The 21,570-nt window shown below is 59.6% G+C and carries 23 protein-coding genes; 10 read left to right on the forward strand and 13 right to left on the reverse strand.

Annotated features, from left to right (window positions below):
• The first annotated feature begins 5 nt into the window (after positions 1-5).
• From hutG to GHO32_RS02860, 8 genes are all read left to right on the forward strand, one after another.
• Positions 6-812, forward strand: coding sequence for an N-formylglutamate deformylase (gene hutG / locus GHO32_RS02825; protein ID WP_368668426.1), 807 nt, complete (start codon positions 6-8; stop codon positions 810-812).
• A 236-nt stretch (positions 813-1,048) separates the two neighbouring features.
• Positions 1,049-2,020 (forward strand): prolyl aminopeptidase, encoded by a 972-nt coding sequence (gene pip, locus GHO32_RS02830; protein WP_048386416.1) that lies wholly within the window; start codon positions 1,049-1,051, stop codon positions 2,018-2,020.
• Positions 2,017-2,454 carry a D-aminoacyl-tRNA deacylase gene (dtd, locus tag GHO32_RS02835; protein ID WP_153334349.1) on the forward strand — a complete coding sequence of 146 codons (438 nt, stop codon included), beginning with the start codon at positions 2,017-2,019 and terminating at the stop codon, positions 2,452-2,454. The genes pip and dtd overlap by 4 nt, the downstream gene beginning before the upstream one ends.
• A gap of 288 nt (positions 2,455-2,742) precedes the next feature.
• Positions 2,743-4,431 carry a glucan biosynthesis protein G gene (locus GHO32_RS02840; RefSeq protein ID WP_178113835.1) on the forward strand — a complete coding sequence of 563 codons (1,689 nt, stop codon included), beginning with the start codon at positions 2,743-2,745 and terminating at the stop codon, positions 4,429-4,431.
• Positions 4,424-6,976: a glucans biosynthesis glucosyltransferase MdoH gene (mdoH, locus tag GHO32_RS02845; RefSeq protein WP_153334353.1), complete on the forward strand. Its 2,553-nt coding sequence runs from the start codon at positions 4,424-4,426 to the stop codon at positions 6,974-6,976. Before GHO32_RS02840 ends, mdoH begins: the two co-directional genes overlap by 8 nt.
• Before the next feature lie 304 nt (positions 6,977-7,280).
• The gene (locus tag GHO32_RS02850) at positions 7,281-8,078 is read left to right on the forward strand and encodes a transporter substrate-binding domain-containing protein (RefSeq protein ID WP_048366741.1); all 798 of its coding nucleotides are present in this window, start codon (positions 7,281-7,283) and stop codon (positions 8,076-8,078) included.
• A 109-nt stretch (positions 8,079-8,187) separates the two neighbouring features.
• Complete coding sequence (locus tag GHO32_RS02855) at positions 8,188-9,147, forward strand: amino acid ABC transporter permease (protein WP_371924553.1); 960 nt, start codon at positions 8,188-8,190, stop codon at positions 9,145-9,147.
• The gene (locus GHO32_RS02860; RefSeq protein WP_048366739.1) at positions 9,140-9,874 is read left to right on the forward strand and encodes an amino acid ABC transporter ATP-binding protein; all 735 of its coding nucleotides are present in this window, start codon (positions 9,140-9,142) and stop codon (positions 9,872-9,874) included. The genes GHO32_RS02855 and GHO32_RS02860 overlap by 8 nt, the downstream gene beginning before the upstream one ends.
• 81 nt (positions 9,875-9,955) lie before the next feature.
• On the opposite strand, the gene GHO32_RS02865 is transcribed toward GHO32_RS02860, so the two are convergent.
• The 10 genes from GHO32_RS02865 to ubiE all read right to left on the reverse strand — a co-directional run bounded on the left by GHO32_RS02865 (position 9,956) and on the right by ubiE (position 17,795).
• Positions 9,956-11,521: a methyl-accepting chemotaxis protein gene (locus GHO32_RS02865; protein ID WP_153334355.1), complete on the reverse strand. Its 1,566-nt coding sequence runs from the start codon at positions 11,519-11,521 to the stop codon at positions 9,956-9,958.
• Between the two features lie 234 nt (positions 11,522-11,755).
• Positions 11,756-12,466 carry a 16S rRNA (uracil(1498)-N(3))-methyltransferase gene (locus GHO32_RS02870; RefSeq protein ID WP_368668428.1) on the reverse strand — a complete coding sequence of 237 codons (711 nt, stop codon included), beginning with the start codon at positions 12,464-12,466 and terminating at the stop codon, positions 11,756-11,758.
• Positions 12,463-13,275, reverse strand: coding sequence for a twin-arginine translocase subunit TatC (gene tatC / locus GHO32_RS02875; RefSeq protein ID WP_048366736.1), 813 nt, complete (start codon positions 13,273-13,275; stop codon positions 12,463-12,465). The genes GHO32_RS02870 and tatC overlap by 4 nt, the downstream gene beginning before the upstream one ends.
• A 4-nt stretch (positions 13,276-13,279) precedes the next feature.
• Positions 13,280-13,696 carry a Sec-independent protein translocase protein TatB gene (tatB, locus tag GHO32_RS02880; protein WP_153338213.1) on the reverse strand — a complete coding sequence of 139 codons (417 nt, stop codon included), beginning with the start codon at positions 13,694-13,696 and terminating at the stop codon, positions 13,280-13,282.
• 10 nt (positions 13,697-13,706) lie between these two features.
• On the reverse strand, positions 13,707-13,985 hold the full coding sequence (locus GHO32_RS02885; RefSeq protein ID WP_048366734.1) for a twin-arginine translocase TatA/TatE family subunit: 279 nt from the start codon (positions 13,983-13,985) through the stop codon (positions 13,707-13,709).
• Positions 13,986-14,008: 23 nt separating this feature from the next.
• Positions 14,009-14,341: a phosphoribosyl-ATP diphosphatase gene (locus GHO32_RS02890; RefSeq protein WP_153336168.1), complete on the reverse strand. Its 333-nt coding sequence runs from the start codon at positions 14,339-14,341 to the stop codon at positions 14,009-14,011.
• A complete protein-coding gene (gene hisI, locus GHO32_RS02895; RefSeq protein ID WP_153336169.1) occupies positions 14,334-14,735 on the reverse strand; it encodes a phosphoribosyl-AMP cyclohydrolase in 402 nt (133 codons plus the stop codon). The genes GHO32_RS02890 and hisI overlap by 8 nt, the downstream gene beginning before the upstream one ends.
• A 62-nt stretch (positions 14,736-14,797) precedes the next feature.
• Positions 14,798-16,405 (reverse strand): ubiquinone biosynthesis regulatory protein kinase UbiB, encoded by a 1,608-nt coding sequence (gene ubiB / locus GHO32_RS02900; protein WP_048366731.1) that lies wholly within the window; start codon positions 16,403-16,405, stop codon positions 14,798-14,800.
• Positions 16,402-17,025 carry an SCP2 domain-containing protein gene (locus tag GHO32_RS02905; protein ID WP_153336170.1) on the reverse strand — a complete coding sequence of 208 codons (624 nt, stop codon included), beginning with the start codon at positions 17,023-17,025 and terminating at the stop codon, positions 16,402-16,404. The genes ubiB and GHO32_RS02905 overlap by 4 nt, the downstream gene beginning before the upstream one ends.
• On the reverse strand, positions 17,025-17,795 hold the full coding sequence (ubiE, locus tag GHO32_RS02910) for a bifunctional demethylmenaquinone methyltransferase/2-methoxy-6-polyprenyl-1,4-benzoquinol methylase UbiE (RefSeq protein WP_048366729.1): 771 nt from the start codon (positions 17,793-17,795) through the stop codon (positions 17,025-17,027). Before ubiE ends, GHO32_RS02905 begins: the two co-directional genes overlap by 1 nt.
• 110 nt (positions 17,796-17,905) lie before the next feature.
• Between ubiE and GHO32_RS02915 the strand changes: the two genes are divergently transcribed.
• Together GHO32_RS02915 and GHO32_RS02920 are read left to right on the forward strand one after the other, a co-directional pair.
• Positions 17,906-18,181 carry a polyhydroxyalkanoic acid system family protein gene (locus GHO32_RS02915; RefSeq protein ID WP_123751062.1) on the forward strand — a complete coding sequence of 92 codons (276 nt, stop codon included), beginning with the start codon at positions 17,906-17,908 and terminating at the stop codon, positions 18,179-18,181.
• 130 nt (positions 18,182-18,311) lie between these two features.
• On the forward strand, positions 18,312-19,055 hold the full coding sequence (locus GHO32_RS02920; RefSeq protein WP_153336171.1) for a phasin family protein: 744 nt from the start codon (positions 18,312-18,314) through the stop codon (positions 19,053-19,055).
• Positions 19,056-19,153: 98 nt separating this feature from the next.
• Here GHO32_RS02920 and GHO32_RS02925 read toward each other — a convergent pair whose 3' ends face one another.
• From GHO32_RS02925 to hslV, 3 genes are all read right to left on the reverse strand, one after another.
• On the reverse strand, positions 19,154-19,531 hold the full coding sequence (locus tag GHO32_RS02925) for a gamma-butyrobetaine hydroxylase-like domain-containing protein (RefSeq protein WP_153336172.1): 378 nt from the start codon (positions 19,529-19,531) through the stop codon (positions 19,154-19,156).
• A gap of 69 nt (positions 19,532-19,600) precedes the next feature.
• Positions 19,601-20,935, reverse strand: coding sequence for an ATP-dependent protease ATPase subunit HslU (hslU, locus tag GHO32_RS02930; protein WP_153336173.1), 1,335 nt, complete (start codon positions 20,933-20,935; stop codon positions 19,601-19,603).
• Between the two features lie 68 nt (positions 20,936-21,003).
• On the reverse strand, positions 21,004-21,534 hold the full coding sequence (hslV, locus tag GHO32_RS02935) for an ATP-dependent protease subunit HslV (RefSeq protein ID WP_048366724.1): 531 nt from the start codon (positions 21,532-21,534) through the stop codon (positions 21,004-21,006).
• Positions 21,535-21,570: the final 36 nt, after the last annotated feature.

The following is a 21,570-nucleotide window of genomic DNA, read 5'->3' on the forward strand; positions in this document are numbered from 1 at the left end:
AGGCTGTGGATAAGGTTCTGACATTCAAACAAGGCCGCGTGCCGTTGCTGATCAGCATGCCCCACGCGGGCATAAAACTGACCCCGGCGGTGCAGGCGGGCTTGATCCCCGCAGCGCAAAGCCTGCCGGACACGGACTGGCACATCCCCGCGCTGTACGAATTTGCCGCAGAACTGGGGGCCAGCACCTTGGCGGCCGAGTATTCGCGGTTTGTGATCGACCTCAACCGCCCCGAAGACGACGCGCCCATGTACGTGGGCGCGACCACCGGGCTGTTCCCGGCCACGCTGTTTGACGGCGTGCCGCTGTTCCAAGAAGGGCAAGCGCCATCCAGGCAAGAGCGCGCGACTTACCTGGAACGCATCTGGCGGCCGTATCACCAGACCTTGCAGCAAGAGCTCAAGCGCCTCAAAGAGCAGTTTGGCTACGCGTTGCTGTTTGATGCGCACTCCATTCGCTCGCATATCCCGCACTTGTTTGAGGGGCGTTTGCCGGATTTCAACCTGGGCACGTTCAGTGGCGCCAGCTGTGCGCCGCAACTTGCGGGTGATCTTGAGGCTATCTGCGCCGAACACCCTGCTTATCGTCATGTGCTCAACGGGCGCTTCAAGGGTGGCCACATCACCCGGCATTACGGCAGCCCGGCGGACAACATCCATGCCGTGCAACTGGAATTGGCCCAAAGCACCTACATGGAAGAGTTCGAACCCTTCACCTACCGCGAAGACCTGGCGGCGCCGACGCAGGTGGTGCTCAAGCAATTGCTGACACGGATGATCGAGTGGGGTCAGGAGCGCTACGTGAAGGATTGATGGTCTGAAACCTGTGAGGTGGGAGCGGGCTTGCTCGCGATCCAGGCAACGCGGTCCGGCAGGCAGGTCGCGTTGATCCTTTTGCGAGCAAGCCCGCTCCCACAGGATTCTGTCCGGTCTTCAACAGGATTTTTATAACCCCATGCTCATTACGCCAATCGGGTTTATGATGCCAAACGGCACTATTTCTTGAAGTCCCCACCAGGGATGACCTCAACCCTCCCGCGGAGTGTGTAATGCAGACCTTGTTCCCGCAGATCAAACCCTACGCCCGGCACGATCTTGCTGTTGATGGGCCGCATGTCTTGTATGTCGACGAAAGCGGTACGCCCGACGGCCTGCCGGTGGTCTTTGTGCACGGCGGGCCGGGGTCGGGATGTGACGCCAACAGCCGCTGTTATTTCGATCCGGGCGTGTACCGCATCATTACCTTCGATCAGCGCGGCTGCGGGCGTTCGACTCCGCATGCCAGCCTGGACAACAACACCACGTGGGATCTGGTCGCGGACATGGAGCGGATTCGTCTGTTTCTGGGCATCGACAAGTGGGTACTGTTTGGCGGCTCCTGGGGCTCGACCCTGTCGCTGGCTTACGCGCAAAGCCATCCGGATCGGGTCCATGGCCTGATTCTGCGCGGTATCTTTTTGGCCCGCCCGCAAGAAATTGAATGGTTCTACCAGGCCGGTGCCAGCCGTCTGTTCCCGGATTACTGGCAGGACTACATCGCGCCGATCCCGCCGGAGGAGCGCGACGACTTGCTCGGTGCCTTCCACAAGCGCCTGACGGGCAATGACCAGATCGCGCAAATGCATGCAGCCAAGGCCTGGTCGACCTGGGAGGGCCGCACCGCGACGCTGCGCCCCAACCCGCAAGTGGTTGAGCGCTTCTGCGACCCGCACCGGGCGCTGTCGATTGCCCGCATCGAATGCCATTACTTCACCAACAGCGCGTTCCTTGAGCCGGATCAACTGATCCGCGACATGCACAAAATCGCCCATTTGCCGGGCGTGATCGTGCATGGCCGCTACGACGTGATTTGCCCGCTGGACAACGCCTGGGAGCTTCACCAGAACTGGCCGGGCAGCGAACTGCAAGTGATCCGCGAAGCCGGCCACGCAGCCTCTGAGCCCGGAATCACCGATGCCTTGGTACGGGCTGCCGAGCAAATGGCTCGCAGCCTGCTCAACTTGCAGCCGGACGAAGCATGAAGGGCCTGCTGCAACGCGTAAAAGGTGCGCGGGTAGAGGTGGGCGGGGAAATTGTCGGTTCGATCGATCAGGGTTTGCTGGTGCTGTTGGCCGTCGAACCCGACGACACCGAGGCCCATGCGGCCAAAATGCTGCACAAGCTGCTCAATTACCGGGTGTTCAGCGATGCCGAGGGCAAAATGAACCTGTCGCTGAAGGATATCGGCGGCGGCTTGCTGCTGGTGTCGCAATTTACCCTGGCCGCCGACACCAAAAGCGGCTTGCGCCCCAGCTTCTCCACAGCGGCGCCACCCGCAATGGCCGAGGCGATGTTTGAGCACGTCCTGGCCGAAGCCAAACGCCTGCATCCGATGGTCGAATCAGGCCGTTTTGGCGCCGATATGCAGGTGCATTTGGTCAATGACGGCCCTGTGACATTTCTGTTACAGATCTAAAACCTTGAAAATCTGTGATTTCGTCAGAAAACATTAAGTTTTAGTTAGAAATACTTGGCGACAATAGATGCGTTGTAACGCGGGCTACTAGATAATCCCCGACTACCATAGAGACTAATCCGACACGTCAGGGGAATCATTCTTCCATACGACGGTCGGAACAGTGCTCGCCAACCCGGCATTTAGATCGCTGGCCGTTGGTTTCATCATCTGTTTTCGGCGAGGTTGCTCGTGATTGTTAGTCCATTAAATGCACCAAAAAGGTCTGCCAAGCGGTTACGCAACGCACTGGTGACGGGCTCTGCGCTCTTTTGCTTGCTCGGTGCGGGTCAACTGTGGGCCTTCAGTCTGGATGACGTAGCGGTTCAGGCTAAAGCCCTGGCCGAACAGAAATACCAAGCGCCGCGCAGCAATCTGCCAAACGAATTCCGTGACATGAAATTCGCGGACTATCAAAAGATTCAGTTCAAGCGCGAGAAGTCCCAGTGGGCGGGTGACAAGACCCCGTTCAAGCTGTCCTTCTATCACCAGGGCATGCATTTCGACACGCCGGTGAAAATCAACGAAGTGACCGCCGACAAGGTTGAAGAGATCAAGTACGACCCGAGCCGTTTTGATTTCGGCGACGTCAAATTCGATCCTAAAGCCACCGAGAACCTCGGCTGGGCCGGTTTCCGCGTCTTGTACCCGATCAACAAGGCTGACAAACAAGACGAAATCATGACCATGCTGGGCGCGAGCTACTTCCGCGTGATCGGCAAAGGCCAGACTTACGGCTTGTCGGCTCGTGGCATGGCGATTGATACCGCGCTGCCATCGGGCGAAGAGTTCCCGCGCTTCACCGAGTTCTGGGTTGAACGCCCAAAACCTAACGACAAACACCTGGTGATCTTCGCCTTGCTGGATTCGCCACGGGCGACCGGTGCTTACCGCTTCATCCTGCGCCCTGGCGTAGACACGGTGGTGGACGTGAAGGCGCAAATGTATCTGCGTGACAAAGTGGGCAAGCTGGGCATCGCTCCGCTGACCAGCATGTACCTGTTTGGTGCGAACCAGCCCTCCAAAGTCCTCAACTACCGCCACGAGCTGCACGACTCGTCGGGCCTGGCGATCCATGCCGGCAACGGTGAGTGGATCTGGCGTCCGCTGAACAACCCGAAACACCTGTCGGTGAGCAACTTCGCCGTTGAGAACCCGCGCGGCTTCGGCTTGCTGCAACGTGGCCGTGACTTCAGCCAGTTTGAAGACCTCGACGACCGCTACGACAAGCGTCCAAGCGCCTGGATCGAGCCACAAGGTGACTGGGGCAAGGGTTCGGTTGACCTGGTAGAAATCCCGACGGCTGACGAAACCAACGACAACATCGTTGCGTTCTGGAGCCCGGGTACTCTGCCAGAGCCAGGCAAGCCATTTGATTACGCTTACCGCCTGCACTGGACCCTGGACGAAGCAGCACTGCACCCGGCTGACAGCGCCTGGGTTAAACAAACCATGCGTTCGACCGGTGACGTCAAGCAATCCAACCTGATCCGTCAGCCTGACGGCAGCGTGGCTTACCTGGTGGACTTCGAAGGCCTGGCGCTGGCCAAACTGCCTGCTGATGCGCCTGTGCGCAGCCAGGTGAGTGTGGGTGACAACGCCGATCTGGTTGAAAACAACCTGCGTTACAACCCGGAAACCAAAGGCTGGCGCTTGACCTTGCGCTTGAAAGTCAAAGACCCGAGCAAGTCCACGGAACTGCGTGCGGCACTGGTCCAGGATGTTGAGCAAACTCCGGCAACCGTGGCCAAGGCTGAGAAAGTGGCGGCCAAGGTGCACGAGAAGAAAGAGCCAAAAGAAGCAAAAGCCAAGGACGCCAAGGATGCCAAGGGCACCCCGGCGCCTGCCGCCGAAGCTGCCCCTGCCACCCCAGAGCCGGTGAAGACTGAAAAAGTACTGACCGAGACCTGGAGCTATCAGTTGCCAGCCGATGAGTAATGCTCACTCTCAGCCAGTCTCGCTTGGCGAGTACCTGGCCCATCTGCCACTGAACGATGAGCAGCGCGCCGAACTGGCGAGCTGCACCTCGTTCGCCGAGTTGCATGAACGGCTGTCTGCGCGCCCGGACATCGACACCGCCGAGGCCGCCCAGGCTTCGGTGGCTTCGCGTCTGAACCTGAGCACGGCCCAAGCACTTGAGGACGCAGAAATGCTCGCCCTCGATGCCAGTGGCCGGGTGATGCTCAAGGCCACCCCGCCTATTCGCCGTACCAAGGTGGTCCCCGAGCCATGGCGCACCAATATTCTGGTGCGGGGCTGGCGCCGCCTGACCGGGCGCAGCAACCCTGCGTTGCCGAAAAAAGACGAAAATGTGCTGCCCAAGGCCCGCTGGCGTACGGTGGGTTCGATCCGCCGTTACATCCTGCTGGTGCTGATGCTGGGTCAGACCATCGTCGCGGGCTGGTACATGAAAGGCATCATGCCGTACCAGGGCTGGTCATTTGTTGACCTCGAAGAAGTACTCCACCAGCCGTTGCTGCAAACCGCACAACAAGTGCTGCCGTACGCCTTGCAGACCAGCATCCTGATCCTCTTCGGAATTTTGTTTTGCTGGGTGTCTGCGGGCTTCTGGACCGCCCTGATGGGCTTCCTTGAACTGCTGACCGGGCATGACAAGTACCGCATTTCTGGCGCCAGCGCTGGCGATGAGCCGATCCCTGAGCAAGCGCGTACAGCGTTGGTGATGCCGATCTGTAACGAAGACGTCACCCGTGTGTTTGCGGGCTTGCGGGCAACGTTTGAATCGGTGGCTGCCACAGGCGACCTGGACCGCTTTGACTTCTTTGTCCTGAGCGACAGTAACGACCCCGATATTTGTGTCGCAGAACAACAGGCCTGGCTGGATGTGTGCCGCGAGACAGAAGGCTTCGGGCGGATTTTCTATCGCCGTCGTCGCCGTCGTGTGAAGCGTAAGAGCGGCAACCTCGACGACTTCTGCCGTCGTTGGGGCGGTGATTACAAGTACATGGTGGTGCTCGACGCCGACAGCGTCATGAGCGGCGAATGCCTGACCAGCCTGGTGCGCCTGATGGAAGCCACGCCAGACGCAGGCATTATCCAGACCGCGCCACGGGCGTCGGGCATGGACACCCTGTATGCACGCATGCAGCAGTTTGCAACGCGCGTATACGGCCCGCTGTTCACCGCCGGTTTGCACTTCTGGCAGTTGGGTGAATCCCATTACTGGGGCCACAACGCGATCATCCGCATGAAGCCGTTTATCGAGCACTGCGCCCTGGCGCCGTTGCCGGGCAAGGGCGCGTTTGCGGGGGCGATTTTGTCCCACGATTTCGTTGAAGCCGCGCTGATGCGCCGTGCCGGTTGGGGCGTGTGGATCGCTTACGACTTGCCGGGCAGCTACGAAGAACTGCCGCCGAACTTGCTGGATGAACTCAAGCGTGACCGCCGCTGGTGCCACGGTAACTTGATGAACTTCCGTCTGTTCCTGGTCAAAGGCATGCACCCGGTGCACCGTGCGGTGTTCCTGACCGGCGTGATGTCCTACTTGTCGGCCCCGTTGTGGTTCTTCTTCCTGCTGCTGTCGACGGCCTTGCTGGCGGTCAACACGCTGATGGAACCGCAGTACTTCATGGAGCCTCGCCAGCTGTATCCGTTGTGGCCACAATGGCACCCGGAAAAGGCGGTCGCGCTGTTCTCGACCACCATCGTGTTGCTGTTCCTGCCTAAACTGCTGAGCATCATCCTGATCTGGGCCAAGGGCGCCAAAGAGTTCGGCGGCAAGTTCAAGGTCACCGTGTCGATGCTGCTCGAAATGCTTTTTTCGATGCTGCTGGCGCCGGTGCGCATGATCTTCCACACCCGTTTCGTTCTGGCTGCCTTCCTGGGCTGGGCCGCGACCTGGAACTCGCCACAACGTGACGACGATTCCACGCCGTGGAGCGAAGCGGTACGCCGTCATGGCCCGCAAACCCTATTGGGTGCTGCGTGGGCCTGCGTGGTGTTGTGGCTGAACCCGAGCTTCCTGTGGTGGCTGGTGCCGATTGTCGGCTCGCTGATGCTGTCGATTCCGGTGTCGGTGCTTTCCAGCCGGGTTAAGCCGGGCCTCAAGTCGCGTGACGAAAAGCTGTTCCTGATTCCTGAGGAATACGCGCCGCCGCGTGAGTTGTCGGCGACCGAGGAGTACACCCACGAGAACCGCTACCACGCGCTTCACGATGGCTTTGTACGGGCCGTGGTGGACCCGCAGCAAAATGCCCTGGCGTGCGCCTTGGCGACCTCGCGTCACCGTGAAGCCGAGCCGATCGAATGGCTGCGCGCCGAGCGCGTGCGTCATGCGATCAAGGTCGGCCCGAACGGTTTGAACAACAACGAGCGTATGGCTTTGTTGAGCGACCCGGTGGCGTTGGCCCGTCTGCACGCGTTGGTGTGGACCGACGGCCACGAGGACTGGCTCAAAGCCTGGCGTGATTCGGTGGCCGCCGATAACCACGCACCGTTGCTGGCGTTGCAGCCAGCGGCGTGATCCAAAGCACAAACCCCACGAAAGTGGGGTTTGTGCTTTTGTAGTCCCAGCCTTTGGCTGCGAAGGGTTGCGGAGCAACCCGTTCCCCTGAACACCCACACATCTCATCGCAGCCTTCGGCAGCGACTACGGGGTTGGTTTTTACGCCCCGCCTGTCGTGCTTTTAACGCGCAAAACTCGTCTCAAAACCTTCTGTGAGTTAGCATCCGTCCCCGAATGGGTGAGTGCCCGGCTTTGTTGGCTTTATCAAGCAAACCCGCCGCAGGCCAACACCTTTATTGAGTCGGTTGAGGGGAGGTTGATGATGAAGAAGTTTCTGACGAAACTGCTGTGCGGCGCCACTGCATTACTGGCAGTCAGCGCAGCCCATGCAGGCGCCATTGACGACGCGGTCAAGCGCGGCACGCTGAAAGTCGGTATGGACCCAACGTACATGCCGTTTGAAATGACCAACAAGCGCGGTCAGATCATTGGTTTTGAAGTTGACCTGCTCAAAGCCATGGCCAAGTCCATGGGCGTCAAGCTGGAACTGGTATCAACGGCCTACGACGGTATCATCCCGGCCCTCATGACCAACAAGTTCGACATGATCGGCAGCGGCATGACCCTGACCCAAGAACGCAACCTGCGTCTTAACTTCAGCGAACCCTTCATTGTTGTGGGCCAAACCCTGCTGATCCGCAAAGAGCTGGCAGACAAGGTCAAGTCCTACAAAGACCTCAACGATCCACAGTACCGCCTGACCTCCAAAATCGGCACCACGGGTGAAATCGTCGCGCGCAAGCTGATGTCCAAAGCCCAGTACCACGGCTACGACAACGAGCCAGAAGCGGTGCTGGACGTGGTTAACGGCAAGGCAGACGCGTTTATCTACGACGCGCCTTACAACGTTGTAGCGGTCAACAAGTTCGGCAACGGCAAGCTGGAGTTCCTCGACAAGCCGTTCACCTACGAGCCGTTGGCGTTTGGTCTGAAGAAAGGCGACTACGACAGCATCAACTACATCAATAACTTCCTGCACCAGATCCACGAAGACGGCACCTACGATCGCATCCATGACAAGTGGTTCAAAGACACCGCTTGGCTCAAAGACATGGAATAAGGCTGTTAAACCATTCGTGAACTTGCTCGCGCCTGCACACCACCTGTAGGAGCGGGCTTGCTCGCGATGGCGGCCTCCCTAGCGACACAAAACGTGGAACCTGAAAGTGATCAAACAAAAGAAAGCCCAGTGGCCATGGCACGTTTTGACCGTGCTAATCCTCATCGGTCTGGCGGGGGCGCTGTATTACGCCACCTCGCTGATGTCCTACGAGTGGCGCTGGAACCGAGTCCCGCAGTACTTCGCCTATCAGGCCGAAGAAGCTCAGCGGGCCGCTGAAACCTCCACCGTGATTGAAGTGATACACAACGGCGGCAAAGCCGAAGTTGTACTGCGCGGCGACGATGGCGCTGAACAGCGTCTGACCGTTGCTGACAACAGCCTGCAATTGGCTGAGGGCGACGATGTCGCTGAAGGCGATGTGATCGGTGTGAACCGACATTGGGCTGCCGGGCCGCTATTGCTGGGCCTGTGGACCACTGTCTGGCTGTCGCTGGTGTCTGGCGTGCTTGGGTTGCTGATCGGGCTGGCCACGGGCCTGTGCCGGCTGTCAAACAACCCGACCCTGCGTGACCTGTCGACGTTGTACGTCGAGCTGGTACGCGGTACGCCGTTGCTGGTGCAGATTTTTATCTTTTACTTCTTTATTGGCACCGTACTGAACCTGTCCCGCGAATTTGCCGGCATTGCCGCGCTGTCGCTGTTCACTGGCGCGTACGTGGCCGAAATCATCCGCGCGGGCGTCCAGTCTATCGCCCGTGGGCAAAACGAAGCGGCACGCTCGCTGGGCCTCAACGCCAGCCAGTCGATGCGCTACGTGGTCCTGCCGCAAGCGTTCAAACGGGTGCTGCCGCCGTTGGCCGGGCAATTTATCAGCCTGGTCAAAGACACCTCGCTGGTGTCGGTGATTGCGATTACCGAGCTGCTCAAAAGTGGCCGTGAAGTCATCACCACCTCGTTCTCGCCGTTTGAAATCCTGTTCTGCGTGGCGGGCCTGTACTTGTTGATCAACCTGCCGCTGTCGCACTTCGCCAGCCGGCTTGAGCGGAGGCTCGCGCAAAGTGATTGAAGTTCGCGAACTGGTAAAAGTCTTCGACACCCGCGGGCACATCGTACGCGCGGTCGACAACGTCACCACCAAGGTCGACAAGGGCGAAGTGCTGGTAGTGATCGGCCCGTCCGGCTCCGGTAAATCGACCTTTCTGCGCTGCCTCAATGGCCTGGAAGAGTTCGACTCGGGCTCTGTCAGCATTGATGGCGTAGACCTGGCCGACCCGAAAACCGACGTCAACGCCTACCGGCGCGAAGTTGGCATGGTGTTCCAGCATTTCAACCTGTTCCCGCACATGACCGTGCTCGAAAACCTCTGCCTGGCGCAGAAAGTCGTGCGCAAGCGCGGCAAGGCCGAGCGTGAAGCCAAGGCCCGTGCGCTGCTGGAGAAAGTCGGGATCGGGCAGAAGGCCAACGAGTTTCCGTCACGCCTGTCGGGCGGCCAGCAACAGCGTGTGGCCATTGCTCGTGCGCTGGCGATGGAACCCAAGGTCATGTTGTTTGACGAGCCCACCTCGGCACTCGACCCGGAGATGGTCGGCGAAGTGCTCGACGTGATGAAGACCCTGGCCCTGGAAGGCATGACCATGGTCTGCGTGACCCACGAAATGGGCTTTGCCCGTGAAGTGGCGAACCGCGTGCTGTTTTTTGATCACGGCAAACTGCTGGAAGACTCTGCCCCGGAAGACTTCTTCAACTCGCCAAAAGACCTGCGCGCCCAAGCGTTCTTGCGCCAAGTCTTGTAACGCCAAACCCCGTAGGATCGAGCTTGAATCGCGATCTTTTAAACAATCAAAAGATCGCGAGACAAGCTCGCTCCTACCGGTTCAGACCTTAAATCGCCCCACCAACGTCTGCAGATGCGTGCCCAGGCGCGCCAGCTCAATGCTTGACGCGGCGGTTTCTTCGCTGGCGGCGGCTGTTTGATCCGACACATCACGCACATTCAGCACGCTGCGGTTGATCTCTTCCGCCACGGCACTTTGCTGCTCGGCGGCAGCTGCAATTTGCTGGTTCATGCCCTGAATAGCAGACACGGTACGGGTGATGTTGCTCAGCGACTGGCCCGCAGTACGGGTCAGTTCGACGCTGTTGTCGGTGAGGGTACGGCTGCTGTCCAGGCGACTTGAGACCTGCTGTGTGCTGCTTTGCAGGCCGGCAATCAGTTCTTCGATTTCCTCGGTTGATTGCTGCGTGCGTTGCGCCAGGCTGCGCACCTCGTCGGCCACCACCGCAAATCCGCGCCCGGCTTCACCGGCCCGTGCCGCCTCAATGGCCGCGTTCAGGGCCAGCAGGTTGGTTTGCTGGGCCACCGACTTGATCACGTCCAGCACGCTGCCAATCTTGTCGCTTTCGCGCTTGAGGTGATCCATAGCCTCGGTGGAGTGCGCAACCTCTACGGCGAGCTTCTCGATCTGGGCAATGGCTTGTGCAACCACCGTGTCGCCTTCGTGGGCCTGCTGGTCGGCAGCACCGGCCGCTTCGCTGGCTTCTTCGGCATTGCGCGCCACTTCTTGCACCGTCGCGGCCATTTCGTTCATGGCAGTAGCCACCTGATCGGTCTCGACTTTCTGGCTGTTAACCCCGGCGCTGGTTTGCTCGGTGACGGCAGACAGCTCTTCCGCGGCGCTGGCAATCTGGGTGACGCCATCGCGAATCCCGCCAATCAGCTCACGCAGGCCTACGGTCATGTTCTGGATGGACTTCTGCAATTGCCCCAGCTCATCACGGCGCTCAGTTTTGGTGTCATGGGACAGGTCACCGGCGGCGATGTAATCAACGGACTTGAGCGTGCGTTGTAGCGGCACCACGATCTGACGGGTGATGATCCAGGCCGCAATGATCCCGATCACCAACGCCAGCACGGCACAACTGACCAGCAGCGTTCTGGCCTGCTGGCTGTCTCTGTCACGCTTGGCGGTTTGCAGTGCCGAGAGCTTTTGGCTCAGGTCGATCAGGTTATTGCCTTGCAGGTGCATGCGCTCCAGCGCCTGATCGGTATTTTTACCTTGCGCCAGGTCATCGAAGGCCCGTTTGTACTCGGCGGCTGCACTGATCTGCTGATCGACCAGCGCCAGGTCTTCAGGCATGGTCAGTTGCTTGCGCGAGGCGACCAGAATGGTGTCCAGCTCGCGCAGGCGCTCATCCACCTGGTGCTGGGCATCGGCCTGCTGGGTGAGTTGATAATCGAGCCGCGCAATGCGCAGGTCTTTGGTCAGTCCGATGATCCTGGAGATGCTGGCCAGTTTGTCGCCCCGTTCAATCACCGACGCCAGGCCATTCCAGCCGGCGGCGGCGATCAACACGGTCAGAACCAGCACCAGGCCGAAACCCAGGCTGAGTTTACGATTGACGCTCATATTGCCGAGTAGGTGGGCTAATCGACGGTACATGGTGCTGCTCCTTTAAGGACCTGGATCGAGAGACGCAAAGTTGTCCGTTGCTTTGCGGTGCTCGTGACTTCACAGCGCATCGGCGTACCGGTAGATAACTGTAGGACGGCTGTCGAATATGTGATCCAGGTCGCAAGAAGTGGCCTATTGCCATACAGGCGGCGAGACCGCTCGATAGCCTCGTAGTCGCTGACGAGGAACGAGGTTGCGAAACGGCCGCAGAGATTAGTGGGCTTAGAACAGCCGGGCGAGGAGGGCGGTGACGGCGGTTTCTACCCGCAGGATGCGGGCGCCAAGTTGTACCGGTTGCAACCCGGCGTTGACCAGCAGGTCGATCTCGTAAGGGATCCAGCCACCTTCCGGGCCGATGGCCAGGGTGACGGCTTCGCTCAGGCCGCGTGGGCAGTCGGGGTAGTTGCCGGGGTGGGCGACCAGGCCCAAGGTGCCGTCGGCCATGGCCGGCAGGCGGTCTTCGACAAACGGTTTGAAGCGCTTTTCGATGATGATTTCGGGCAGCACGCTGTCGCGGGACTGTTCAAGGCCCAAGATCAACTGTTCGCGTATGGCCTCGGGCTCCAGAAACGGGGTTTGCCAGAAGCTCTTTTCAACCCGGTAACTGTTGACCAGCACGACCTTGGGCACGCCCATGGACGCCACCGTCTGAAGTACCCGACGCAACATTTTCGGGCGCGGCAGGGCCAGCAGCAGGGTCAGCGGTAGCTTTTGCGGCGGGGGCTGGTCGAGGCTGAGGATCACCAACTCGGCCTCTTTGGCCTCAAGGCGCACCAGCTCGGCACTGCCCATCAAACCACCAATCCGCCCCACGCGCAGGGTGTCGCCCACCGCTGCCCGGTGCACGTCCTGCATGTGGGTCAGGCGCCGGTCGCGCAGGATCACGCGGTCGGCAGCAGTGAAGTCAGCCTCTTCGAGGAGCAGCAGGTTCACGGCTGCGGTGCTGGCGGTTGGGCGTTGCTATCGCTGTCAGCCGGCTCTTCTTCGTCGCCGCGCTTGTTTTTGCTGATCAGGCTGCCAAACAGAATGCCGATCTCAAACAGCATCCACATCGGCACGGCAAGCAGCGTCTGCGAAAAGATGTCCGGCGGGGTCAGGATCATGCCGACCACGAAGCAGCCGATGATCACGTACGGGCGGATCTTGCGCAGGTATTTGACGTCGACGATGCCGATCCAGACCAGCAGTACCACAGCCACCGGAATTTCAAAGGCCACGCCAAAGGCAAAAAACAGGGTCATGACGAAATCAAGGTAACTGCTGATGTCGGTCATCATGGCCACGCCTTCAGGGGTCGCGGCAGCAAAGAACTTGAACACCAGCGGGAAGACCAGGAAGTAGGCAAACGCCATACCGGCATAGAACAAAAAGATGCTGGAGATCAGCAGCGGTACGGCAATGCGCTTTTCATGCTTGTACAGGCCCGGCGCAATAAAGCCCCAGATCTGGTGCAGGATCACCGGAATGGCAATAAACAGCGAGACCATCATGGTCAGCTTGAGCGGCGTGAGGAACGGCGAGGCCACGTCGGTGGCGATCATCGTGGCGCCCACCGGCAGGTATTCACGCAGCGGCGTGGAGACCAGGGTGTAGATTTGCTGCGTAAAGGCAAACAAGGCGATGAAGATCAGAAAAACCGCCGCAATACAGCGCAACAAACGGGTACGCAGCTCGGTCAGGTGCGAGACCAGCGGCATTGGCTGGTCGTGTTCGGGCTGCTCGTTTTTGGAGGAGTCGCTCATGCGCTTAGGGGGCTCGCGGTGGCAGGGTTGGGTCGTGTGGCGCAGGCCCGGCCTCGGTTTCGCTCAGGCTGGTCGGTGCCGGGCTGACAGGCTCCGGGTGAGGCTGCGGGGCCACAGGCGCGACTTCGGGGGCTGCCACGGGCTCTGTGGGCGCCACGGGCGGCACCGTCGGCTGGAGCGGGGCCAAGATCTTCTTGGCTTCCTCTTCCATCGACAAGATGTGTTCGTTGTGCAACTGGCGACGAATCTCGTCAGCGCCGATTTCACGTTCAACTTCCTGTTTGATCGCATTGAAACTGCGTTTCAAGCGTCCGATCCACAGGCCGGCGGTGCGTGCAGCACCCGGCAGGCGCTCGGGGCCCAGCACCACGAGGGCAACCAGGCCGACAAGCAGCAGTTCACTGAAGCTGATACCGAACATGGGTTTTGGCTCACACGTCTTTGCGGGTCGGCTCTTCGACTTTTTGTGCCTGCACGTCGATGGTGTGCGGCTCATTCAGGGTCGAAGTGGTGTGCGGTGTCGGTGCGGCAGTTGGCTGCGCAGGAGGAACCACGGGTTCTGCAGGCTTTTCGTCGTCGTTCATGGCTTTGCGAAAGCCTTTGATCGACTCGCCCACGTCGGTGCCCAGATTTTTCAGTTTTTTGGTGCCGAAGACCAGGACCACGACTACCAGAATGACGATCCAGTGTTTCCAGTCAAAAATGCCCATGCTGTGCTCCTTGAAAAAAGGGTTTAGGCGGAAGGCCGGGAGGCTTTTTCCACGTGTCCGGAAGTGCCGATGCGGCGCTCCAGTTCATCCAGTACCGCCTGAGGATGCTGGCCCAGCTGGGCAAGCATGATCATGCTGTGGAACCATAAATCAGCCGTTTCGTAGATAACATCGCTGCAGTCACCGCTGATGGCAGCATCTTTGGCGGCAATGATGGTTTCGACCGACTCTTCGCCGACTTTCTCCAGGATCTTGTTCAAACCCTTGTGGTACAGGCTGGCGACATAGGAGCTGTCTGGCGAGGCGCCTTTGCGTGCTTCGAGCACCTGGGCGACGCGGTTCAGGGTGTCAGTCATGGGAGTGGCCTGCGTGATAAATGGCGTTCGGGTCTTTAAGCACCGGATCAACGGTCTTCCATTCGGCGTTTTCATAAACGCGATAGAAGCAGCTTTGACGGCCGGTATGGCAAGCGATGTCGCCGATTTGCTCAACCATCAGGATGATCACATCAGCGTCGCAGTCCAGGCGAATTTCATGCAGTTTTTGCACGTGGCCTGATTCTTCACCTTTGCGCCACAGTTTGCCACGCGAGCGTGACCAGTAGATGGCACGGTTTTCTGCCGCGGTCAGGCTCAGGGCCTCGCGGTTCATCCAGGCCATCATCAGCACACGTCCGGTTTTATGGTCTTGGGCAATTGCCGGCACCAGGCCATCGTTGTCCCATTTGATCTCGTCCAGCCAGTCTTTCATGTTTGACTCCGCACTCGCGATGCCCACAGTTTGCCAGCCTCTCTCAAGAGTGACCAGAATTCCTACGATCGGCGCACGATCAGGTAAAGGCCCACCACCAGCAGGATACCCGCCGGCCAGTAACCGATGCTGCCCAAGGGGCCGACAGTTGCCAGCAAGGCACCCGCAACCACATGCCCGGCGCCGAGCAGGCGCAAGAACCAGCCGTCACGGGGCTCACGCACCGCCAGCGGCTGGTTTTTGGCGTGAGGTTGCGACATACGTTCTAGCAAGTCGCGGGTCATGCCCGCCAGATGCGGGATCTGCTCGACCTGACTGTGCAGGTTGCGCAGCAGGGTTTTGGGGCTGACGCGCTCGCGCATCCAGCGTTCAAGGAACGGCTGCGCGGTGCTCCACAGGTCGAGGTCGGGATAGAGCTGGCGGCCCAGGCCTTCGATGTTGAGCAGGGTTTTTTGTAACAAAACCAACTGCGGCTGGACTTCCATGTTGAAGCGCCGAGCAGTCTGGAACAGGCGCATCAGCACCTGACCAAAGGAAATCTCTTTGAGCGGCTTCTCGAAAATCGGCTCGCACACGGTGCGGATCGCTGCCTCAAACTCGTTGAGCTTGGTGTTCGCCGGCACCCAGCCCGAGTCGATGTGCAGTTGGGCCACACGCCGGTAATCCCGCTTGAAGAAGGCAAACAGGTTGCGCGCCAGGTAGTCCTGGTCTTCGGGGGTCAGGCTGCCGACGATACCGCAGTCGATGGCGATGTATTGCGGGCTCCACGGGCTGACCGTGCTGACGAAAATGTTGCCGGGGTGCATGTCGGCATGGAAAAAACTGTCACGAAACACTTGGGTGAAGAAGATCTCGACCCCGCGTTCGGCCAGCAGCTTCATGTCGGTGCGCTGGTCGGCCAACGCCGCCAGATCGGTGACTTGCAGCCCGTAGATGCGCTCCATGACCAGCACTTTGGGGCGGCACCAGTCCCAGTAAATCTGCGGCACGTAAAGCAGCGGCGAACCTTCGAAGTTGCGCTTGAGTTGGCTGGCGTTGGCCGCCTCGCGCAGCAGGTCGAGTTCGTCGTAGATGGTTTTTTCGTAATCGCTGACCACGTCTACCGGGTGCAGCAGGCGCGCGTCGGCGCTCAAGCGCTCGGCGGTCTTGGCCAGAATAAACAGCCAGGCCAGGTCAGAACCGATAATCGGCTTGAGGCCCGGGCGGACGACTTTGACCACCACTTCTTCGCCGGTCTTGAGCTTGGCGGCGTGCACCTGGGCCACCGAGGCCGAGGCCAGCGGCTCAATGTCAAAACGGCTAAAGACTTCGCTGATTTTGGCGCCGAGCTGTTCTTCGATCAGCTTGACCGCCAGTTCCGGGTCGAACGGCGGAACGCGGTCTTGCAACAGCATCAACTCATCGGCGATGTCCGGTGGGAGCAAGTCGCGACGGGTCGACAGAATTTGCCCGAACTTGATAAAGATCGGTCCTAAGTCCTGCAAGGCCAGACGCAGGGCTGCGCCCCGGCTCAGCTCCAGCTTTTTACGCGGGAACCAGCGCCACGGCAGGGCATAGCGCAGCGACAACAGCCACCACGGCAAGGGCAGGGCAAACAGCAGGTCATCCAGGCGGTAACGAATGACGACGCGCTGGATGCGAAACAAACGGCGTATGGCAAGCAGCTTCATGCGTGATCGCTGGGCTTGAGGGATCGGCTGAGGCGCTCAAAGCGTGCCTCCAGACGGTCCAGGTCGAGTTTAAGTCGGTCGATTTGCTCAAAGCGCGCTTGCGCTTCACGTTCGCCGACCAAGGTGCGGGCTTCTTCGCTCAGGTATTCGGCCAGGTTCTGGTTGAGGCTGGCGAAACCTTGCTGGTACCAGTTGGCGCGGCTGCGCAGGTGGCCGCCGATCAACGCCGTAGGCACAGGGCCGAGCCAGCGTGAGAGTTCGTACTCCCAGTCCAGCTCAAGGTCTTGCAGCACGGCGGCCAGCGCCATCAGCGCGGCGCTGTCGCCTTCGAGGTCGACCTGCGGGCTGTGCAACACCGCGCTTTTGTCTTTGCTCAAGGCCAGGCGCAGCAGGGTCGACGTCGGGGCACGCAAGGTGCAGTCGGCGTCGGCAGCCCACTCAGCGGCCAGCAGCAGGCCTTCATCGCTGGGCAGGATAAACAGCTGAACCTTCGGGCTGCTGCCGCGCACCGCAATGACCTTACCGGTCAACGGGCGCAAGCGTGCCAAGGCCGTGCTGTCCAGGCGCAATACCCGGTTAACGCCGGTTTCGACGCTGGCGAGAAGGCCGCGCAGCAACATCAGGGTTTGATGCCGCGGTGCAGTGCGACGATACCGGAGGTCATGTTGTGATAGGTCACGCGGTCAAAACCGGCCTCGACCATCATCGACTTCAGCGTCTCCTGGTTCGGGTGCATGCGGATCGACTCAGCCAGGTAGCGGTAGCTGTCGGCATCGTTGAGCACCAGTTTGCCGACCATGGGCATAAAGGCGAACGAGTAAGCGTCGTAGACCTTGGACATCAGCGCGTTGGTCGGCTTGGAGAACTCCAGCACCAACAGGCGGCCGCCCGGCTTGAGCACACGCAGCATGGAGCGCAGCGCGTCTTCTTTGTGGGTCACGTTACGCAGGCCAAAGGCAATGGTCACGCAGTCGAAGTGGTTGTCCGGGAACGGCAGCTTTTCGGCGTCGGCCTGAACGAACTCGATATTGCCGGCAACGCCTTTGTCCAGCAGGCGATCACGGCCTACCTTGAGCATCGAGGCGTTGATGTCGGCCAGTACCACGTGGCCGGTCGGGCCCACCAGTTGCGAGAACTTGCGCGCCAGATCGCCCGTACCGCCAGCGATGTCCAGCACCTTGTTGCCAGGGCGTACACCCGACAGCTCGATGGTGAAACGCTTCCACAGACGGTGCATGCCGCCCGACAGAACGTCGTTCATCAGGTCATATTTACCGGCCACGGAGTGGAAAACCTCGGCGACTTTGTCGGCCTTTTGGCTTTCCGGCACGTTCTTGAAGCCGAAGTGAGTGGTGGGTTCGGCATCGCTGCCTTTGCGCTGATCAGTCATATCGCTGTCACCAGAAGAGAATGCTGGCCATTCTAATCCCGGTAGCCGGCTTTGTCTTGGCGAGGGTCAATGTAAGTATAGTGATCGACTTTTTTACGAGGAAAGCAGCAATGGCAAACATCAGTGTTGAGCGCACTCACACCCTGGGTCTTGAGCAGGCACGGGTCAAGGCCCGGGAAGTGGTGGGTAAGCTGCAATCTCAGTACGGGCTGAGCCCTGAGTGGTCGGGCGACAAGGTGACCCTGAAGCGTTCCGGGGTCGAGGCCCAACTGGAAGTGGATGAGCGGCGGGTCAAAGTGGACGTGAAACTGGGCATGTTGATGTCGGCGATGAGCGGCATGATCCAGTCAGAAATTGAACGCTCGCTGGACAAAGCCTTGGCATAAACCTGTTTTAAACCTGCCTTGAAACTAGGCGGATTAAGGTCTAAACCTGTTACAGGTGAACATGTTGTTCACCTTGATGACGCGGCGCTTAGACTCAAAGACGTCGCGACTGAACATTGAGGGGAACACAATGGCTGCAAAGAAACCGGCTGCACCTGCAAAAGAAAGTCACTCATGGACCGGCAAGATAGAAGAGTACTCGCGCAAGATCTGGTTGGCAGGCCTTGGGGTGTACTCAAAGATTGATGCCGATGGCAGCAAGCTGTTTGACAGCCTGGTCAAAGACGGCGAAAAAGCTGAAAAGCTGGCCAAGAGTGCAGGCAACAAGTTTGTCGATGAAGCCAAGGCAACCACCTCATCCGCGCGCTCACGGGTTGAAGATGTGAAAGACCTGGCGCTGGAGAAGTGGAGCGAATTCGAAGAGGCTTTCGATAAACGCCTGAGCAGCGCGATCTCCCGTTTGGGCGTACCGAGCCGCGAAGAAGTCAAAACCTTGCATGCGCAAGTTGATGTACTGACCAAGCACATCGAAAAACTCACCGCCGCCGCAGCAAAGGTCGCCGCTACCAAAGCCACGCCTGCAAGCAAGCCCTCGCCAGCCAAAGCGACAGCCGCCAAGCCAGCCGTTAAGCCTGCCGCGGCCAAACCTGCTGCTGCCAAGCCAGCGGCCGCTAAACCAGCCGCCAAGCCTGCAACGGCTAAACCGGCAGCCAGCGCTGCGGCTAAACCAGCGGCAAAACCTGTTACCAAAGCCCCCGCCAAGCCAGCCGCAAAACCGGCAGCCAAGGCAGCGGCCAAACCCGCCGCTAAAAAACCGGCGGCGGTCAAAAAACCAGCCGAAGTGAAGGCCCCGGAGCCAACCACCCCATCCTGAGTTGCCCACATCCAACCTGTAGGAGCGAGCTTGCCTCGCGATCTTTTGATCTTTAAAAAGCTCGCGAGACAAGCTCGCTCCTACAGTTGACCAGGGTGCTACAACATCAGCTTTACAACCGATTCCGAAGGGTCGCGGGACTTACCGGCGGCTTTGAGTTCGGCCAGGTAGTCCTGCCACAACTCATCCTGGCGTTTCCCCAGTTGGTACAGGTACTCCCAGGTAAACAGCCCGCTGTCATGGCCGTCATCGAAGGTCAGCTTCAGGGCGTATTGGCCTGCGGGTTCGATCTTGAGCAAACCGACATTGATTTTGCCGAATTGCAGAATGGGCTTGCCGTGGCCCTGCACCTCTGCGGACGGCGAATGCACGCGCAGCAGTTCGGCCGGCAGGTGGTACTCCTCGCCAGACGGGTACGTGAGGGTCAGGGTTTTTGAGGCTTTGTGCAGGTTGATGGCGCTGGGGATCATGGTCATAACCTTTTGGTCTTCACACAAACACGAAGCCGCTGTCGCAGGCTGCGACAGCGGCTACAGGTGCCCGGCTTACAAGATGTAGCGCGAGAGGTCTTCGTTCTTGGCCAGTTCGCCCAAGTGGCTGTTCACGTACTCGGCGTCAATACGAATCGGCTCTTCGTTCTGAGCGCTGGCGATGTCACCGGCACTGAACGATACCTCTTCGAGCAGGCGCTCCAGCAGCGTGTGCAGACGACGAGCACCGATGTTTTCGGTTTTCTCGTTAACCTGCCAGGCAATTTCCGCCAGACGCTTGATGCCTTCAGGCTGGAACTCAATGTTCAGGCCTTCAGTTTTCAGCAGTTCGCGGTATTGCTCGGTCAGCGAAGCGTGCGGCTCGCTGAGGATGCGTTCGAAGTCTTCCGGGGTCAGCGCCTTGAGTTCGACACGGATCGGCAGACGGCCTTGCAGCTCAGGCACCAGATCGCTTGGCTTGCTCAGGTGGAACGCACCGGAGGCGATAAACAGGATGTGGTCAGTTTTGACCATGCCCAGCTTGGTGTTGACGGTGCAGCCTTCGATCAGCGGCAGCAGGTCGCGCTGCACGCCTTCACGGGATACATCGGCACCGCCGACGTTGCCGCGTTTGGCAACCTTGTCGATTTCGTCGATGAACACGATGCCGTGCTGTTCAACGGCTTCCAGGGCTTTGGCCTTGAGTTCTTCGTCGTTGACCAGGCGGCTGGCTTCTTCGTCACGCACCATTTTCAGGGCTTCTTTGACTTTCAGCTTGCGGCTCTTGCGCTTGCCTTTGCCCATGTTGGCAAACAGGCTTTGCAATTGGTTGGTCATTTCTTCCATGCCTGGCGGCGCGGAAATATCGACACCGGCCCCGTCGGCCACTTCGATTTCAATTTCCTTGTCGTCCAGCTGGCCTTCACGCAGGCGCTTGCGGAACAGCTGACGGGTGTTGGAGTCCTGCGGTGTTGCCGCCTCTTCGCCAAACGTGCGGGCAGGTGGCAGCAGTGCGTCGAGAATGCGCTCTTCAGCGGCATCTTCAGCGCGGTGGCGGACTTTAACGATTTCTTGCTCGCGCAGCAGTTTGATCGCCGCGTCAGCCAGATCACGGATGATCGACTCAACGTCACGGCCTACATAGCCCACTTCGGTGAATTTGGTGGCTTCAACCTTGATGAACGGTGCGTTGGCCAGCTTGGCCAGACGGCGCGCGATTTCGGTTTTACCGACACCGGTCGGGCCGATCATCAGGATGTTTTTCGGGGTGACTTCAACGCGCAGCTCTTCAGGGAGCTGCATGCGGCGCCAGCGGTTACGCAAGGCGATTGCAACGGCGCGCTTGGCGTCGTCCTGGCCGATGATATGGCGGTTGAGTTCGTGGACGATTTCGCGGGGAGTCATGGACATAATAATTGGCGTTCCTCTAGCTGAAGTCAGGTGCATACACGGGCCAGCGAACTGGCCCGGCAGGGGGCTTACTCAGCGAGGTCCTGCTCCTCAATAGTGATGTTGTGGTTGGTGAACACGCAGATGTCGCCAGCAATCCCGAGAGCGGTCTCGGCGATTTCGCGGGCCGGCAGGTCGGTTTTCATCAGCAGGGCGCGGGCTGCCGCCTGGGCAAAAGCACCGCCAGAACCCATGGCGATCAAGCCGTCTTCGGGCTCAACCACGTCGCCGTTACCGGTGATGATCAAGGACGCGTCTTTGTTGGCGACGGCCAACATGGCTTCCAGGCGGCTCAGCGAGCGGTCGGTACGCCATTCTTTGGCCAACTCGACAGCGGCGCGAACCAGATGGCCCTGATGTTTCTCAAGCTGGCCTTCAAAGCGTTCGAACAGGGTGAATGCATCGGCAGTTGCACCGGCGAAACCGGCGATTACCTGGCCGTGGTACAGGCGACGGACTTTTTTCGCGTTGCCTTTCATCACGGTGTTGCCAAGAGAAACCTGGCCGTCGCCAGCCATAACGACTTTGCCGTGGCGGCGAACTGAAACGATGGTGGTCAAGGGAGAGTCTCCACGCAGCGGGGCGAAAATGCCTGA

The organism is Pseudomonas sp. FSL R10-2189, assembly GCF_009600325.1.
GTDB lineage: Bacteria > Pseudomonadota > Gammaproteobacteria > Pseudomonadales > Pseudomonadaceae > Aquipseudomonas > Aquipseudomonas helleri.

Coding starts and splice junctions, on each gene's coding strand:
- pip (WP_048386416.1), top strand. CDS start 1,049: ATGCAGACCTTGTTCCCGCAGATCAAACCCTACGCCCGGCACGATCTT.
- dtd (WP_153334349.1), top strand. CDS start 2,017: ATGAAGGGCCTGCTGCAACGCGTAAAAGGTGCGCGGGTAGAGGTGGGC.
- mdoH (WP_153334353.1), top strand. CDS start 4,424: ATGAGTAATGCTCACTCTCAGCCAGTCTCGCTTGGCGAGTACCTGGCC.
- GHO32_RS02850 (WP_048366741.1), top strand. CDS start 7,281: ATGAAGAAGTTTCTGACGAAACTGCTGTGCGGCGCCACTGCATTACTG.
- GHO32_RS02865 (WP_153334355.1), bottom strand. CDS start 11,521: ATGTACCGTCGATTAGCCCACCTACTCGGCAATATGAGCGTCAATCGT.
- tatC (WP_048366736.1), bottom strand. CDS start 13,275: ATGAGCGACTCCTCCAAAAACGAGCAGCCCGAACACGACCAGCCAATG.
- tatB (WP_153338213.1), bottom strand. CDS start 13,696: ATGTTCGGTATCAGCTTCAGTGAACTGCTGCTTGTCGGCCTGGTTGCC.
- GHO32_RS02885 (WP_048366734.1), bottom strand. CDS start 13,985: ATGGGCATTTTTGACTGGAAACACTGGATCGTCATTCTGGTAGTCGTG.
- GHO32_RS02890 (WP_153336168.1), bottom strand. CDS start 14,341: ATGACTGACACCCTGAACCGCGTCGCCCAGGTGCTCGAAGCACGCAAA.
- hisI (WP_153336169.1), bottom strand. CDS start 14,735: ATGAAAGACTGGCTGGACGAGATCAAATGGGACAACGATGGCCTGGTG.
- ubiB (WP_048366731.1), bottom strand. CDS start 16,405: ATGAAGCTGCTTGCCATACGCCGTTTGTTTCGCATCCAGCGCGTCGTC.
- GHO32_RS02905 (WP_153336170.1), bottom strand. CDS start 17,025: ATGTTGCTGCGCGGCCTTCTCGCCAGCGTCGAAACCGGCGTTAACCGG.
- ubiE (WP_048366729.1), bottom strand. CDS start 17,795: ATGACTGATCAGCGCAAAGGCAGCGATGCCGAACCCACCACTCACTTC.
- GHO32_RS02915 (WP_123751062.1), top strand. CDS start 17,906: ATGGCAAACATCAGTGTTGAGCGCACTCACACCCTGGGTCTTGAGCAG.
- GHO32_RS02920 (WP_153336171.1), top strand. CDS start 18,312: ATGGCTGCAAAGAAACCGGCTGCACCTGCAAAAGAAAGTCACTCATGG.
- GHO32_RS02925 (WP_153336172.1), bottom strand. CDS start 19,531: ATGACCATGATCCCCAGCGCCATCAACCTGCACAAAGCCTCAAAAACC.
- hslU (WP_153336173.1), bottom strand. CDS start 20,935: ATGTCCATGACTCCCCGCGAAATCGTCCACGAACTCAACCGCCATATC.